The organism is Kribbella jejuensis, from assembly GCF_006715085.1.
Taxonomy (GTDB): Bacteria; Actinomycetota; Actinomycetes; order Propionibacteriales; family Kribbellaceae; genus Kribbella; species Kribbella jejuensis.
The window spans coordinates 3,854,902-3,870,020 of the sequence record NZ_VFMM01000001.1; the positions used below are offsets into that span (position 1 = coordinate 3,854,902).

At 67.8% G+C, this 15,119-nt stretch carries 12 protein-coding genes; 8 read left to right on the plus strand and 4 right to left on the minus strand.

Annotated features, from left to right (window positions below):
* Positions 1–1,566, plus strand: a complete 1,566-nt coding sequence (gene aceB, locus FB475_RS19010) for a malate synthase A (protein ID WP_141857560.1) — start codon at positions 1–3, stop codon at positions 1,564–1,566.
* A 4-nt stretch (positions 1,567–1,570) separates the two neighbouring features.
* Here aceB and FB475_RS19015 read toward each other — a convergent pair whose 3' ends face one another.
* Positions 1,571–1,939: a cupin domain-containing protein gene (locus FB475_RS19015; RefSeq protein WP_141857561.1), complete on the minus strand. Its 369-nt coding sequence runs from the start codon at positions 1,937–1,939 to the stop codon at positions 1,571–1,573.
* A 72-nt stretch (positions 1,940–2,011) separates the two neighbouring features.
* Between FB475_RS19015 and FB475_RS19020 the strand changes: the two genes are divergently transcribed.
* Positions 2,012–2,233: a hypothetical protein gene (locus FB475_RS19020; protein WP_141857562.1), complete on the plus strand. Its 222-nt coding sequence runs from the start codon at positions 2,012–2,014 to the stop codon at positions 2,231–2,233.
* A 7-nt stretch (positions 2,234–2,240) separates the two neighbouring features.
* Here FB475_RS19020 and FB475_RS19025 read toward each other — a convergent pair whose 3' ends face one another.
* Positions 2,241–3,011 carry a S1 family peptidase gene (locus tag FB475_RS19025; RefSeq protein WP_141857563.1) on the minus strand — a complete coding sequence of 257 codons (771 nt, stop codon included), beginning with the start codon at positions 3,009–3,011 and terminating at the stop codon, positions 2,241–2,243.
* A 120-nt stretch (positions 3,012–3,131) separates the two neighbouring features.
* Here FB475_RS19025 and glgX point away from each other — a divergent pair, with 120 nt between their 5' ends.
* From glgX to FB475_RS19050, 5 genes are all read left to right on the plus strand, one after another.
* Complete coding sequence (glgX, locus tag FB475_RS19030) at positions 3,132–5,249, plus strand: glycogen debranching protein GlgX (RefSeq protein WP_141857564.1); 2,118 nt, start codon at positions 3,132–3,134, stop codon at positions 5,247–5,249.
* On the plus strand, positions 5,246–7,639 hold the full coding sequence (treY, locus tag FB475_RS19035; RefSeq protein ID WP_141857565.1) for a malto-oligosyltrehalose synthase: 2,394 nt from the start codon (positions 5,246–5,248) through the stop codon (positions 7,637–7,639). Before glgX ends, treY begins: the two co-directional genes overlap by 4 nt.
* Position 7,640: 1 nt before the next feature.
* On the plus strand, positions 7,641–9,362 hold the full coding sequence (gene treZ / locus FB475_RS19040) for a malto-oligosyltrehalose trehalohydrolase (protein WP_141857566.1): 1,722 nt from the start codon (positions 7,641–7,643) through the stop codon (positions 9,360–9,362).
* A 160-nt stretch (positions 9,363–9,522) separates the two neighbouring features.
* Positions 9,523–9,729 (plus strand): hypothetical protein, encoded by a 207-nt coding sequence (locus FB475_RS19045; protein WP_141857567.1) that lies wholly within the window; start codon positions 9,523–9,525, stop codon positions 9,727–9,729.
* A gap of 202 nt (positions 9,730–9,931) precedes the next feature.
* Positions 9,932–10,744: an SAM-dependent methyltransferase gene (locus tag FB475_RS19050; protein ID WP_141857568.1), complete on the plus strand. Its 813-nt coding sequence runs from the start codon at positions 9,932–9,934 to the stop codon at positions 10,742–10,744.
* On the opposite strand, the gene FB475_RS19055 is transcribed toward FB475_RS19050, so the two are convergent.
* Together FB475_RS19055 and FB475_RS19060 are read right to left on the minus strand one after the other, a co-directional pair.
* Entirely contained in the window at positions 10,734–13,313 is a 2,580-nt protein-coding gene (locus tag FB475_RS19055) for a GNAT family N-acetyltransferase (RefSeq protein ID WP_238332225.1), read from the minus strand. The two genes, FB475_RS19050 and FB475_RS19055, sit on opposite strands and share 11 nt — an antisense overlap.
* Before the next feature lie 66 nt (positions 13,314–13,379).
* Positions 13,380–14,150, minus strand: coding sequence for an aspartate/glutamate racemase family protein (locus FB475_RS19060; protein ID WP_202878363.1), 771 nt, complete (start codon positions 14,148–14,150; stop codon positions 13,380–13,382).
* A gap of 77 nt (positions 14,151–14,227) precedes the next feature.
* On the opposite strand from FB475_RS19060, the gene FB475_RS19065 reads away from it, so the two are divergent.
* Entirely contained in the window at positions 14,228–15,100 is an 873-nt protein-coding gene (locus FB475_RS19065; RefSeq protein ID WP_141857570.1) for a LysR family transcriptional regulator, read from the plus strand.
* Positions 15,101–15,119: the final 19 nt, after the last annotated feature.

Sequence of the window (15,119 nt, forward strand, 5' to 3'; positions counted from 1 at the left end):
GTGTCAGTCGACGTCACCGGCCCGATGCACGAGCGGTACGACGAGATCCTCAGTGAGCGTGCGCTCGGGTTGATCGAGACGCTGCACCGGGCGTACGACGGGCGTCGGCGGGAGCTGCTCGAGCGGCGGGCCGAGCGGGTCGCGGCGATCGCGGCCGGGACGGAGCTCGGGTTCCTGCCGGAGACGAAGGACATCCGGGACGATCCGGACTGGCGCGTCGCGCCGCCGGCTCCGGGGCTGGTCGACCGGCGGGTGGAGATCACCGGGCCGACCGATCGGAAGATGACGATCAATGCGCTGAACTCGGGCGCCAAGGTGTGGCTGGCCGACCAGGAGGACGCGAACACCCCGACCTGGGAGAACGTCGTCGGCGGCCAGCTGAACCTGCTCGACGCGATCACCCGGAAGATCGACTTCAGCACCGACACCAAGACCTACGCACTGAAGCCGGACGACGAGCTCGCGACGATCGTCGTCCGGCCGCGCGGCTGGCACCTGCCGGAGAAGCACATCCTGGTCGACGGTGAGCAGACGTCCGGCTCGCTGGTGGACTTCGCGCTGTACTTCGCAGCCTGCGCGCAGCTGCAGCTCGACCGCGGCCAGGGACCGTACTTCTACCTGCCGAAGATGGAGTCGCACCTCGAGGCGCGGCTGTGGAACGACGTGTTCGTGACCGCGCAGGAGGCACTCGGGATCCCGCGTGGGACGATCCGCGCGACTGTGCTGATCGAGACGTACCCGGCGGCGTTCGAGATGGAGGAGATCCTCTACGAGCTCCGCGAGCACTCCGCCGGCCTGAACGCGGGCCGCTGGGACTACATGTTCAGCGTGATCAAGACGCATCGCACCAGCGGCAAGGCGTTCCAGCTGCCCGACCGCAACAGCGTGACGATGACCGTGCCGTTCATGCGCGCGTACACCGAGCTCCTGGTCCGGACCTGCCACAAGCGTGGGGCGCACGCGATCGGCGGCATGGCGGCGTTCATCCCGAGCAAGGACCCGGCGGTCAACGAGGTCGCGTTCGCGAAGGTCGAGGCCGACAAGACCCGCGAGGCCGGCGACGGCTTCGACGGTTCGTGGGTCGCACATCCGGGCATGGTGGAGACCTGTAAGGCCGTCTTCGACAAGGTCCTCGGCTCCGAACCCAACCAGCTCGACAAGCTCCGTGAGGATGTCTCGGTGACCGCCGAGCAGCTGCTGGACGTCGCGGCCACGCCCGGCGAGGTGACCGAGGAGGGCCTGCGCAACAACGTCAGCGTCGCGATCCAGTACCTCGCCGCGTGGCTCGAGGGCACCGGCGCGGTCGGCATCTTCAACCTGATGGAGGACGCCGCGACCGCGGAGATCTCCCGCTCACAGATCTGGCAGTGGCGCCGCAACGAAGTCGTCCTCGACACCGGCGACACCGTCACCACCGAACTCGTCGAACGAATCGCCGACGAGGAAATCGCCAAACTAGGCACCCCCGACCACTACACCGCGGCCCGCTCCCTCTTCCTCGAAGTAGCCCTAGCCGACGACTACGTCGACTTCCTGACCCAACCCGCCTACGAACGCTTCAACTGAGGGCTTAGCGCGGTGCGTCGACGTTGACGGTGGGGATTCCGCCGCCTGCTCTTGCGATGACGGCGAGGGACGGGGTGCGGCCTGGGTTGCTTTCGCGGTGGATGGTGAAGGCGGGGACGTGGACGAAGTCGCCGGCGACCGCGTCCAGGTAGTTGTCGGAGCCTTCGAATTCGAGGCGTAGGACGCCGGAGACGATGTAGAGGCTGCTCTCGTTCTTGTCGTGGTGGTGCCAGCCGGAGATCGCGCCGGGCTCGGTGACGACCTGGCCGGCCCACAGGATCGGCAGTTCGAAGGCCCGCATCCGGAGCATGCCGGACGTCGGGTCGGCGGCGACCAGGTCGCCGGCCTTGATCACACGAACAGGTTCAGCCATACCGTCAGTCTGCCGTGGCGGCGCTCCGGCGAGAAGGCCGGTGTGCAGAGGTCGAGGCCCTAGGCTGCTGAGATGGCACATATCGTGTTGCGGGTTCGGCTCGTCAGCGGTGACCAGCTTGATGTCACCTACGAGGAGGCCGATGTGGCGGATGACGAGGTGGTCGAGCGCGCCGTGGCAGCGCTGGCGAGCGATGCCGGTGTGCTCCGGTGCAGACATGGTGACCGGCTTCTCGTGTTGTTCGCGCGGGGAGTCGCCGGGTTGGAGCTCGCGCCGCGAGGCGCGGTCTTGTGACTCGGGCTCAACGATCCTGCCGAAGCTGCGCCTCGAGTGCTTTGGCGACGGGTGCGATCTCGGCGTAGACGCCGGGGTTGCCTGGTTGGGCGCAGCCTTCGCCCCAGGACACTACTGCCAGCAGCCGGCCGTTGAGGACCAGCGGTCCACCGGAGTCGCCCTGGCACGCGTCGGTGCCGCCTTGCAGATACCCGGCGCAGACGTTCGTCGCAGCGGCGTACCCGTTCGCGACGTAGCTCTTGTTCGCCAAGCAGGTCTTGTCGCCAAGGTCCGGTACGGCGGCCTTCTGCAGCGTCTCGTCCGGCCCGGTGTCCTGCGTCTCGCCCCAGCCGTAGACGGTCGGTACGGCGCCCGCCGCGTCAGCCCGGGCCCGCGTCTCCAAGGGCAGCACCGGCACCCCGGTGAACGGCTTCGCCAGCGTCAGTACGGCGATGTCGTATCGGTTGTTCTTCGTGTTGTACCCGGGGTGGATCCACACCTTGCTGATCGCCGACACCCGTCCGACCGTGGGGTCTCCGAGGTCGGCCCGGCCCTGCACCGCGTAGTACGTCGAGGTCGCCTCGTCCATGCAGTGGGCAGCCGTGACGATCTTGTCCGGCTTCACGAGCGCAGCGCCGCAGTACCGCCCGCTGGACGAGTTGGACTGCGTGGTGTTGAGCGCGATCACCCATGGCGCCTCGGTGACACTGGTCACCGTCCCGCCCACGATGCACGGCTTCGCGCCGGACGTCAGCGTCAGCAGTCCAGCGACAACAAGTACTCCGCGTGAGATTCTCATCGCCGTAGGTTAGCGAATCCTGCGCCCGCAGACTTCCGTACGACCCGTATCTGACGAATTCTCAGAACTGAAACCGACCGCCATGCGGTGCCTGGGGGTCCGGGTGGCTACTGTCGTCAGGTGCAGAAATGGCCTGGTCGTCCTTACCCCCTCGGCGCCACGTACGACGGCGCCGGGACGAACTTCGCAGTGTTCTCGGAGGTTGCCGAACGAGTTGACCTGTCGCTGCTCGGCGACGACGGAACCGAACAGCTGGTTCCGCTGACCGAGGTGGATGGGTTCGTCTTCCACGCCTACCTACCGGGTGTGCAGCCCGGACAGCGGTACGGCTTCCGTGTGCACGGTCCGTACAGCCCGGCCGACGGGCACCGCTGCAATCCCTCCAAGCTTCTCCTGGACCCGTATGCGAAGGCCGTCGACGGCCAGATCGACGGTGACGAGTCGCTGTTCAGCTACCGGTTCGAGAAGCCGGACGAGCTGAACACCATGGACAACCGCGAGCACACCATGCTCTCGGTGGTCACCAACCCGTTCTTCGACTGGGGCAACGACCGCCCGCCGGGCCACGCGTACCACGAGACGGTCATCTACGAGGCACACGTCAAGGGCCTCACCAAGACCCACCCCGGGCTGCCGGAGAACATCCGCGGTACGTACGCCGGCATCGGGCACCCCGCGATCATCGAGCACCTCCGGGAGCTCGGGGTCTCCGCGATCGAGCTGATGCCGGTGCATCAGTTCGCCCAGGACGGGCACCTACAGGAGATCGGGCTGTCGAACTACTGGGGGTACAACACGATCGGGTTCTTCGCACCGCACAACGCCTACGCGTCCACCGGGACCCGCGGGCAGCAGGTGACCGAGTTCAAGGCGATGGTGAAAGCGCTGCACGAGGCCGACATCGAGGTGATCCTCGACGTCGTCTACAACCACACCGCCGAGGGGAACGAGTTCGGTCCGACGCTGTCCTTCAAGGGCATCGACAACGCGGCGTACTACCGGTTGGTGGACGAGGACAAGCAGCACTACTACGACACCACCGGTACCGGGAACAGCCTGCTGATGCGTCACCCGCACGTACTGCAGCTGATCATGGACTCGCTGCGCTACTGGGTCACCGAGATGCATGTGGACGGCTTCCGCTTCGACCTGGCGGCCACGCTGGCCCGCCAGTTCCACGAGGTCGACCGGCTGTCGGCGTTCTTCGACCTGGTCCAGCAGGACCCGGTGGTGAGCCAGGTGAAGCTGATCGCGGAGCCGTGGGACATCGGCGACGGCGGCTACCAGGTCGGCAACTTCCCACCGCTGTGGACCGAGTGGAACGGCAAGTACCGCGACACCGTCCGCGACTACTGGCGCGGCGAGAAGTCCACGCTGGCCGAGTTCGCGTCCCGGCTCACCGGCTCGTCGGACCTGTACCAGGACGACGGCCGCCGGCCGCTGGCGAGCATCAACTTCATCACCGCCCATGACGGCTTCACCATGCGCGACCTCGTCTCGTACAACGAGAAGCACAACGAGGCCAACGGCGAGGGCGGCAACGACGGCGAGAGCTTCAACCGCTCCTGGAACTGCGGTGTCGAGGGTCCGACCGACGACCCCGAGGTACTGCGGCTGCGCGCCAAGCAGGAGCGCAACTTCCTGACCACCCTGCTGATCTCGCAGGGCGTACCGATGATCGCGCACGGCGACGAGCTCGGGCGGACCCAGCAGGGCAACAACAACGTCTACTGCCAGGACAACGAGCTGTCCTGGATCGACTGGGACCTGCAGGAACCGCAGAAGCACCTGCTGGAGTTCACCCGGGCACTGGTGCGGCTGCGCAACAACCACCCGGTACTGCGTCGGCGCCGGTTCTTCCACGGCGACACCGGGATCGACGGGCTCGGCGACCTGGTCTGGTTCACGCCGAACGGCAAAGAGATGCAGAACGGCGACTGGCAGCGCGACGACGCCCGCGCGATCGCGGTGTTCCTGAACGGCGACGCGATCTCGGAGCCGGACTCGCGGGGTGAGCCGGTGGTCGACGACTCGTTCCTGGTGCTGCTGAACGGCAACTTCGAGCCGGTCGACTTCCTGCTCCCACCGGAGGAGTACGGCGAGAGCTGGACGGTCGTGGTGGACACGACCACGCCGACCGGCACCGGGGACGCCGACGCGCACGCCGCCGGCTCGACGGTCGAGTTGGACGCCCGCAGCATGCTGGTGATGACCCGCCCGCGGCAGGCCGCCGGATGAACCAGGTCCCGCAGGCCACCTACCGGTTTCAGCTCCGCGCGGAGTTCGGCTTCGACGATGCCGCCGCGATGGTCCCGTACCTGTCGAGCCTGGGGATCTCGCACGCCTACCTGTCGCCGATCCTGCAAGCGGCACCCGGCTCCGCCCACGGGTACGACGTGGTGGACCACAGCCGGCTGTCCGAGCCGATGGGCGGCCGGCCCGCTTTCGACCGGCTCTCCGAACGGCTGGCCCAGTACCGGCTCGGCGCGGTCGCGGACGTCGTACCGAACCACGTCGCCGTACCGACGCCGGAAAGCCTGAACAAGGCCCTGTGGTCGGTGCTGCGGCTCGGGCCCGGTTCGCCGTACGCGGACTGGTTCGACGTGGACTGGGGCGCCGGGAACCAGCCCCTGCTGATGGCCGTACTAGGGCAGCGGATCGGCAAGGTGCTGGCGGACAACGAGCTGTCGGTCGACGGCGACGTACTGCGGTACTACGACCACGAGTACCCGCTACGCCCGGGCACCGAGGGACTGCCGATCGAAGAGCTCGTCACCGAGCAGTGGTACCGGCTGGCGCACTGGCGGGTCGCGGACGAGGAGCTGAACTACAGGCGCTTCTTCGACGTGGACACGCTCGCCGCAGTACGGCAGGAGACGCAGGAGGTCTTCGACGCAACGCACCAACTGCTGCTGGAGCTCCTGCACGAAGGGAAGCTCAACGGCTACCGCATCGACCACCCGGACGGCTTGGCCGACCCCCGTGGGTACCTCCGCCGCCTGGCAGAGCGCACCGGTGGCGCGTGGGTCGTGGTCGAGAAGATCCTCGAAGGCGACGAGGAGCTCCCACGAGACTGGCCCTGCGCGGGCACCACCGGGTACGACGCTCTGCTGAGAGTCGGCGGTCTGTTCATCGACCCTGCCGGCGCGGCACCGCTGGCGGCACTCCACTCCGAGCTCACAGGTGCACCGGCCGATTTCGGGCAGGTTGTGGAGCAGGCGAAGCGGGAGATCGTCCAGCACGGTCAGTACGCCGAGGTGCACCGCCTGGTCGAGCTGCTCGCTCGCATCTGCCAGGACGACGTCCGGCTGCGCGACCACACCCGACGGGCGTTCCACGAGGTCGTGGCAGAGCTGCTCGTCCAGTTCGACATCTACCGCGCGTACGTCGTCCCTGGTGAGGAGGCGCCCGCTACGGCTGTGGCCGCCATGGAGCGGGCGGCCGAGAAGGCCCGGGCGAATCTCGACGAGGACCGTCAGGAGACGCTGGACGTCGTACTGCATCTACTGCTCGGGCGGGAGAGCAGCACGATCGACGAGAAGGCCCGGGCCGAGCTGGTCGTCCGGTTCCAGCAGACGTGTGGTCCAGTGATGGCCAAGGGCGTCGAGGACACCGCGTTCTACCGGTGGCTGCGGCTCTCGTCGCTCAACGAGGTCGGTGGCGATCCGGAGCACTTCGGTGTCTCGCCGGAGGAGTTCCACGCGTACGCGTCCCGGCTGAACACGCACTGGCCGAAGACGATGACCACGCTGTCCACGCACGACACCAAGCGCTCTGAGGACGTACGTGCGCGGCTGGGTGTCCTGTCCGAGCAGCCGGCCGCTTGGGCGGAGGCCGTGCGCGAGTGGCGCCGCCTGTCGGAGGACCACCGCAGTCCGTTGCTGGACGGCAGTACGGAGTACCTCTTCTGGCAGACCCTCTTCGGCACGTGGGACAACGGTCCGCTTGCTGAGGACCGTATGCAGGGCTATCTGCAGAAGGCGATGCGAGAGGCCAAGCAGCTCACCTCGTGGACCTCCCCGGACGAGGAGTACGAGCAGACCGTCGCAGCGTTCGCTACGGCGGTCCTCCGCGACAACACGGTTCTTGAAGCAGTACGGCGTTTTGCGGACGAGCAGACGGACTTCGTGAGAGCGGCGACGCTCGGGCAGAAGCTCGTACAGCTGACGATGCCCGGCGTACCTGACGTGTACCAAGGGACCGAACTGGTCGACCTGTCGCTGGTGGACCCTGACAACCGGCGGCCCGTGGACTACGAGCGTCGCATCGAGCGGCTGCAGCACCTGGATGCAGGAGGTAAGCCCGTCGACCTGTCCGACGAGAAGCTGCTCGTCACGTCCAGGGCGCTCCGCCTCCGCCGGCAGTACCCGGACGCTTTCGCAGGCAGTTACACGCCATTGCCTACGTCCAACGGACATGCGGTCGCGTTCGCACGTGGCGACGCCGTGATCACGGTGGCGACCCGGTTGCCCGCAGCGCTGCAGCGGTTAGGCGGCTGGGGCGACAGTACAGTCGTACTGCCGAGCGGACGGTGGAAGAACGTGCTGACCGGGCGGGAAGTCGAGGGCGCAGCCGTCATCGCCGACCTGCTGACCGACCTGCCCGTCGCCTTGCTCGTCAGGAGCTGACATGCATACGTTCCGCGTTTGGGTGCCCGAAGCAACAAATGTCGACCTGGTGCTGCGGGACGGCGTACTGCCGATGCGCTCGGTCGACGACGGCTGGTGGGAACGCCAGGTGGCCGAGGCGCACCACGGCACCGACTACGCATACTCCGTGGACGGCAGCGATCCTCTGCCCGATCCACGCAGCCCCTGGCAGCCGGACGGGGTGCACGGGTTCAGCAGGGTCTTCGAGGCGGCCCGCTTCGAATGGAGCGACGACAGCTGGACCGGCCGTGACATCCGCGGATCGGTCTTCTACGAGCTGCACATCGGCACGTTCACCCTGGAAGGCACCCTGGACGCCGCGGCCGAGCACCTGGACTACCTGGCCGTGCTGGGCGTGGAGGTGGTCTCGCTGATGCCGGTGGCCGCGTTCCCCGGCGTCCATGGCTGGGGGTACGACGGCGTCGACCTGTACGCCGTACACGCACCGTACGGCGGACCGGAATCGCTGCAGCGTTTCGTGGACCGCTGCCACGACGCGGGACTCGCTGTCTGCTTGGACGTGGTCTACAACCACCTGGGCCCGAGCGGGAACTACCTCTCCAGCTTCGGCCCGTACTTCACCAGCAAGCACGACACGCCCTGGGGCCCGGCGGTGAACCTCGACGACACCGGGAGCAACGAGGTACGCCGGTGGATCTGCGACAACGCCCTGCGCTGGTTTCGCGAGTTCCACATCGACGCGCTGAGGCTGGACGCCGTACATGCGCTGGTGGACGACAGCCCGGTCCACGTGCTTCAGCAGCTCTCCACTGAAACCGCAGCACTGTCCGCGCAGCTCGGACGACCCCTAGGCCTGGTGGCCGAGTCCGACCTCAACGACCCGCGCACGGTCGACCCGGTGTCGGAGGGCGGGAAGGGGATGACAGCGCAGTGGAACGACGACTTCCACCACGCGCTGCATTCGCTGCTGACCGGAGAGCGGTTCGGGTACTACGTGGACTTCGGCGAGCCCGCGGCGTTCGCGAAGACACTGACCAAGGTGTTCATGCACGACGGGACGTACTCGACCTTTCGGCACAAGGTGTGGGGGCATCCGGTCGATCCGCGGACGCACCGCGGCGGCCAGTACCTCGCGTACACCGCGACCCACGACCAGATCGGGAACCGCGCGCTCGGCGACCGGCCGAAGCTGACGCCGGGACAGGTCGCGATCGGCGCCGCGCTCGTGCTCACATCGCCGTACACGCCAATGATCTTCATGGGGGAGGAGTGGGGTGCTTCGACGCCCTGGCGCTTCTTCACCGACTTCGAGGAGCCGGAGCTTGCGGACGCGGTCCGGACCGGGCGGCGGCGGGAGTTCGCGGAGTTCGGGTGGGACGCGGAGGACATTCCGGACCCGCAGGACCCGGAGACCTGGCGGAGCTCGGTGCTGGACTGGTCCGAGCCGGACGAGGCGCCGCACCGGGAGCTGCTGGAGTGGTACCGGCATCTGCTGAAGTTCCGGGCGCGGATGCCGGAGTTGCGAGACGACTCGCTGACCTCGGTCGAGATCGAGTACGAGCAGAACTATCTGGTGGTGAAGCGCGGCAGCCTGCGCGTGGTGGCCAATTTGGCTGCCACGGAGGCGGTGGTTCCGCTCGAGACGGCCGAGGGTTACCTGGTGATGTCCTTCGGCGAAGCCGACCTCGGGATCGGTGGCGTCTGGTTGCCGGGTCACGGCGTGGCGATCGTCGCCGTCTGAGATTTACCGGACAAACCGCACGTTTGTGGGTCATTCCAACAGAACCCGGCGTTCGAGCATGTTGATCCGTGGTGATTTCCGGAATCACTTGTCTTGCTGGTCTTTCGTGACCGACTGTGGATTGGCCAGCAGGGGACGGGGGGTTAGACGGGAGGACCGGATGACAGTCGGAGGAGTAGACACCTACTACGACTACGAAGAAAAGCAGTGGAAGAGCCGGAAGCTGGGCGGTGGTCCGATCCACCGCGGCCCCGTCTGCCCGGCGCCACGCACCCCGGACCACACGGTGCACGAGACGACCACCTCGACCACTCACGAGCGCCGTCCGTCCGGCCACCAAGCGGTACCGAAACACACACTGAACTGAGTCCACACGTCCAGCAGCCGGCGACGGCCGACGTCGCCGGCCAGTGGTTCCTGTGCGTCGGCCGGTGGGTTTTGCGGTGCCGGCCGGTGGCTTTTGGGCGCCGGCCAGGGGGCGCTGCGCGAGACAGGCCGGGGTCGGGGGCGAGGTAGTTCCTGGGTCGCATAGAGTGACAGCAGTCACGACCAGGAAGGACCCCCGCGCGATGGCCGACGCAGAAGACAAGCCGCCGTTCCCCGGTTTCGACACGACCAAGCCGAGTATCGCCCGGACCTACGACTACCTGCTCGGTGGCAAGGACAACTTCGCCGTCGACCGCGCCTTCGGCGACCGGTTCATCAACGAGCTGCCCGGCTCGCGGGTGATCGCGTACGACAACCGCGGCGCGCTGGTCCGCGCGGTCGACCAGATCGTCCGGACGACGCCGATCCGCCAGTTCATCGACCTCGGCAGCGGGCTGCCGACCGCGGACAACGTCCACCAGGTCGCCCAGCGGTACGCGCCCGAGACCAAGATCGTGTACGTCGACAACGACCCGATCGTGCTCGCCCACGGCCGCGCGCTGCTGGCCGAGAACGACAACACCACCGTCATCCAGGCCGACCTGCGCGACCCGAAGACCATCATCGAGAACGAGGACACGCTCCGGCTGATCGACTTCGGCAAGCCGGTGGGCGTGATCTTCAGCGCGGTGCTCCACCACGTCAACGACGAGGAGGACCCGGCCGCGATCGTCGCGTTCTGGCGCGACCGGATCGCCTCCGGCAGTCACGTCTTCATCAGCCACTTCCGCAGCGAGAACGACCCCCGCAGCCAGGAACTCGAGAAGGTCCTCCAGGGCTCGCTGGGTCGCGGCCGCTGGCGTACCGACGAGGAGATCCTCGCGCTGTACGGCGACGGCTTCACCGTGCTGGAGCCCGGGCTGGTTCCCGCGATCGAGTGGCGCAACGACGACGAGCCCGACGACCTGACCGACTACCAGCGCCTGATCGCCGCGGTGCTCGCGGTCAAGGACTGACCTTCCTGGTCGTCCTGGTCGTCCTGGTCAGGAAGGCGAACTGTGCCGCCTTCGTGGTGCCGTCGGGGTAGCTGATCTTCGACTCGGGGCCGAGCGTGAAGCCGCTGCGGCGGAGGCGGTTGACGGCGGCGGCGTTGCGCGCATCCGGTTCGACGACGATGCGCGGGTGGCCGAGGTGGTCGAAGACGAAGGTCGCCAGCGCGTCGATCAAGTGGCCGGTGAAGCCGGGGCGCCGGTCGCCCGAGGCGATCAGCAGCTGTACGCCGAGATCGCCCGGCTCGATGTCGTACGCCGCCCCGGCCGGATCCGCCTGCGGGTCGTACGTCTGCAGCAACGCCACCGGCGCGCCGTCGAGCCGTATGACGTACACGTGATGCGTGGGCACCGAGTCCAGGAACCGGTACGTCGCGGCGATCTCGTCCCGCGACAGCGACTGCATGCCCCAGAAGACCGCGCGGTCCGCCGTGACCCATTCGTGGATCAGGTCCAGGTCGCGCTCAGGATCTGCCTCGCCGATGTGGACTGTGCCGAAGTTGTCGACGTTGAGGTGGAAGCCTGAGTTCTCCCGCGTCGTTGGCCCGAGGGCGGGCGCCAGCGACCCGTTCAGCCAGAGCGGGAGTTGGTCGTGGTGGTGCGGATCGCCGAGTACGCCGGAGGCGCCGAGCGGGACGATCCAGCGGCTGGCTGAGCGGTCCGCGAGATCCCAGGCGTACCGGGCCGCCGACGCGCGGATGCACACGTCGGTCAGCCCCGGCAGGCTCGACGTCGACATCACGCAGTGGTGGTCGCCGGACAGGCCGAGGTCGATCGGTTCCTCGGCCGGCGCGAACAGTGGACCGCGCAGAGCGTGCAAGGGCGCGAGTTGGTGCGTCTCGCCCCAGGGCGGTCGCGGGCCGTTCGCGGCGACCTCCTCCAGTGCCTCGCGGGCGAGCCAGCTGACGTTGATCTGCGGGAGGAGATCCGTCGCGATGAGGTTCTCCAGTGCGTACGAGACGTGCGTGAGCGGGTCCATCCACGGCGTGAAGATGTCCGCGACGTCGGCGTTCTCCAGTACCGTGAAGTGGTCGGTGAGCCGTGATATCAGCGCCTTGCGCAGAGCGGCGTACGACGAGGCCGTCGTACTGTCGGCGTCCATCCGCCGGTCCCATGCGAACAGTTCGTTGCGGAGGGCAATGGCCTGTGCGGAGAGGTCGGTGAGGCCGGTGAGCAGGTCGAGGACGGAGCCGGCCGAGCCGAGGTAGGTGTCGCGGTGGATGGTGGGCATGTCGTCGACGGACCAGTCGTCGCGGGCGTTCACCAGTTCGCGGATGCGGTCTGCGCGATACGGTGCCGCGAACTCCACGCCCAGCGGCGCCGCCAGCTCGCGCGCATTGGCCATCACCGCCGGCCCGTGCACGTCCGCCCGCGGCAGGTCCAGCCAACCGTTCCACTCATGCCCGGCGTCCCAGGCCGGTACGACCCGCAACATGTTCGCCCGGTCCCGGCGCGGCACGACGCCCGCGGTCCGGTGCAGCAGACCGCCGGCGGTATCAGCGGCCAGTACGACGTTGACCGGCTCCACCCAGCCGTCGAACGCCGCGTCCACGTCGGCGACACTAGTTGCCCGAAGCAACCTCTCCATCGCCTCGAAGCCAAGCCGGCCGCTGACGCGCGCCGGATACCGCAACGAAACAGCCCCCTCGGCTCCGTCCTCGCCGGCGCCGCTCATGATGACCGGGCCGCGGTCCGTCTCGATCACCTCGATCTCGATCGGGTCCGCTCCCGCGACCTCCACCATCTCCGCGTGTGCGGTGGCGGGTTTCCATCCGCCGGGGCCGAGCGCCTCTACACGAGTGGACGTCCGGCGAAGCCGCTCGGCGTACAGGTCCTGGTAATCGGCCATCGCGTTGGTGATCGACCACGCGACCGTCCCGGTATGCCCGAAGTGCGCGAGCCCCGGAATTCCCGGCACTGCCAGCCCGAGTACGTCGTACTCCGGACATGTCAGCCGGATCTGCTGATAGACGCCCGGGCTCTCGACGTACCTGTGTGGATCACCCGCAACGATCGCCGCCCCGGAAGCGGTGTGCGAACCAGGGATCAGCCAACCGTTGCTCCCGGCACCATGCGGACCCTCCGACGAGAACAACTCGAGCGCCTCGTCGCCCAGCAGCGAGGCGACATGCGTCCGCCAGAGCTTCGACGGGAACCCCGCGAAGAGGATATGTACCGCCAGCCAGATCCCGAGCGGTGTCCACGGCTCCCACTTCTCCAACGTCAACCCGGTCTCAGCGAACTCCGGGGCCCGCCGCGCTCCGCCCGGCAGCGCGTGGTTCACCCCGTCGACGTACGCCGACACCCACTCCTGGGTCGCCGCGTCGAGCGCCTCGAAGCATCGCCGTGCGGTGTCCGCCAACCGCGCCTGCCGCGCGAACACGTCCCACCCGACCGCCTCCACCCCGAGGAACGCAGCAGTCGTCCCAAGACACCGCCGCCGTTCCAACTCAATCTGCCAGGCGCGGTCCCGGGCCGCGTTCACCCCCTGCAAATACACCAGCGCGAGCGGGTCCCCGGCCTCCAACTGCGGCACGCCGTACGCATCCCGAAACACCCTCGCGCTCAAAAGATCCCCACTTCAATCAGACAGATCCCCAACCTACGGCACCCACCCCCAATCCCAACCCCAATTCTCGCTGGCTGGTGAGTCAGTGTGCGGTGTGCGCCGGTGCGGGGGTGTTGGTCTGGAGGGCGGCGTCGACGGCTGTTTGGGCGTGGAGTTGCATTGAGTCGAGGAGGGGGAGGGGGAGTCCGCGGGGCTGATCAGGAGTTCGATCTCGGTGCAGGCGAGGATGATTGCTTCGGCGCCTTGGGTGGCGAGGTGGTTGATGATGGTGGTGTATGCGACTCGTGAGCGGTCCACGATCAGGCCTTGGGTGAGTTCGTCGAAGATGATTCGGTCTGCCAGCTCTCGGTCGGCCGGCTCGGGGACGACGACCTCGAGGCCCGCGGACCGCAGGTGGGCGAGGTAGAAGTCCTCCTCCATCACCCAGCAGCTGCCGAGCAGTCCGACCTTTGTGAGTCCGTCTGTCACCGCGCGACGTGCGACGGCGTCCGCGACGTGCAGCAGCGGTACGTCGACCGCGGTGGCGACGGCCTCGGCGTTCTTGTGCATGAGGTTCGAGCAGATCAGGATCATGTCGGCGCCGGCCAACTGACAGCGACGGCCCGCCTCGGCCAGGAGCCGTCCGGCCCCGGCCCAGTCGCCGAGTTGCTGATAGCGCCGGACCTCGGCGAAATCGAGTGATTGCAGCGCGATCTTCGCCGAGGCGTGCCCACCGAGCCGGCGCTGCGTCTCCTCGTTGATCACCCGGTAGTACTCCACGGTCGAGTACCAGCTCAGCCCGCCGATCAGCCCAATGGTCATCATGCGTCGATTCTCGGAGCGACCGAGCTTGAAGAGAATCCCTGTTGTTCCTGGGTCACCTCAAAGCCAGACTTATGGCTGTGGATCTACGTCGAGTGATGATCTTCCGGTCGGTGGCCAGAGCCGGCTCGATCAGCGCCGCCGCGCGCGAGCTCGGGTGGACCCAGCCGGCGGTCAGCCAGCACCTGGCTGCGTTGGAGCGTGAGGTCGGTACGCCGCTGTTGCTGCGCGGGCCCCGCGGGGTCGAGATCACCGAGGCCGGTCGCCTGCTCCTGGCCCGCGCCGACACGGTCGCCGGCCAGCTACACCTGGCAGACGAGGAACTGGCCGCCATCGCCCAACTGCGACGAGGAAGCGTACGACTGGCGGCGTACCCGTCCGCGCTCGCAACCATCGTTCCTAAAGCCGTCGCCGCTGTGCACCACCGGTACCCGGACATCGACGTGACGCTCGTCGACGCCGAGCCACCGGAAGCGTTGGCACTCCTCGAACGAGGCGACATCGACCTGGCCCTGGTCTTCGGCTACGACCGATCGACGGACCTCGGCCTCGGGCTGCGCCGCCGATCCGTCGGAGCCGAGCCGGTGCATCTGATCGTGCCCCCGACGAGCCCGTACGCGGCCGGGCCGGTCAGCCTGGTCGACCTCTCCGGTGAGCCCTGGATCGTCGGCTGCGAACGCTGCCGATCACACCTGCTGGAGCTGTGTCGCGAGGCCGGCTTCGCCCCGATCGAGCGGCACACGACCGACGACTACGTGGTCCGGCAGAACCTGGTCGCCGCAGGTCTCGGCGTCACGCTGCTTCCGGAGGCCGCTCTCACCGCCTTCCGCCATCCCGGTGTCGTCGTACGTCCCGACGACCGCTTCGGCCGGCGGAGCATCAGCATCTGTTACCGCGACGGCGCCGACCTCGTACCGGCCTGCGCCGCCTTGCTCGGCGAACTCCACCCCTGACGCCGGGTAGGGTTCCGGC

Coding starts and splice junctions, on each gene's coding strand:
- FB475_RS19015 (WP_141857561.1), bottom strand. CDS start 1,939: ATGGCTGAACCTGTTCGTGTGATCAAGGCCGGCGACCTGGTCGCCGCC.
- FB475_RS19020 (WP_141857562.1), top strand. CDS start 2,012: ATGGCACATATCGTGTTGCGGGTTCGGCTCGTCAGCGGTGACCAGCTT.
- FB475_RS19025 (WP_141857563.1), bottom strand. CDS start 3,011: ATGAGAATCTCACGCGGAGTACTTGTTGTCGCTGGACTGCTGACGCTG.
- treY (WP_141857565.1), top strand. CDS start 5,246: ATGAACCAGGTCCCGCAGGCCACCTACCGGTTTCAGCTCCGCGCGGAG.
- treZ (WP_141857566.1), top strand. CDS start 7,641: ATGCATACGTTCCGCGTTTGGGTGCCCGAAGCAACAAATGTCGACCTG.
- FB475_RS19045 (WP_141857567.1), top strand. CDS start 9,523: ATGACAGTCGGAGGAGTAGACACCTACTACGACTACGAAGAAAAGCAG.
- FB475_RS19050 (WP_141857568.1), top strand. CDS start 9,932: ATGGCCGACGCAGAAGACAAGCCGCCGTTCCCCGGTTTCGACACGACC.
- FB475_RS19060 (WP_202878363.1), bottom strand. CDS start 14,150: ATGATGACCATTGGGCTGATCGGCGGGCTGAGCTGGTACTCGACCGTG.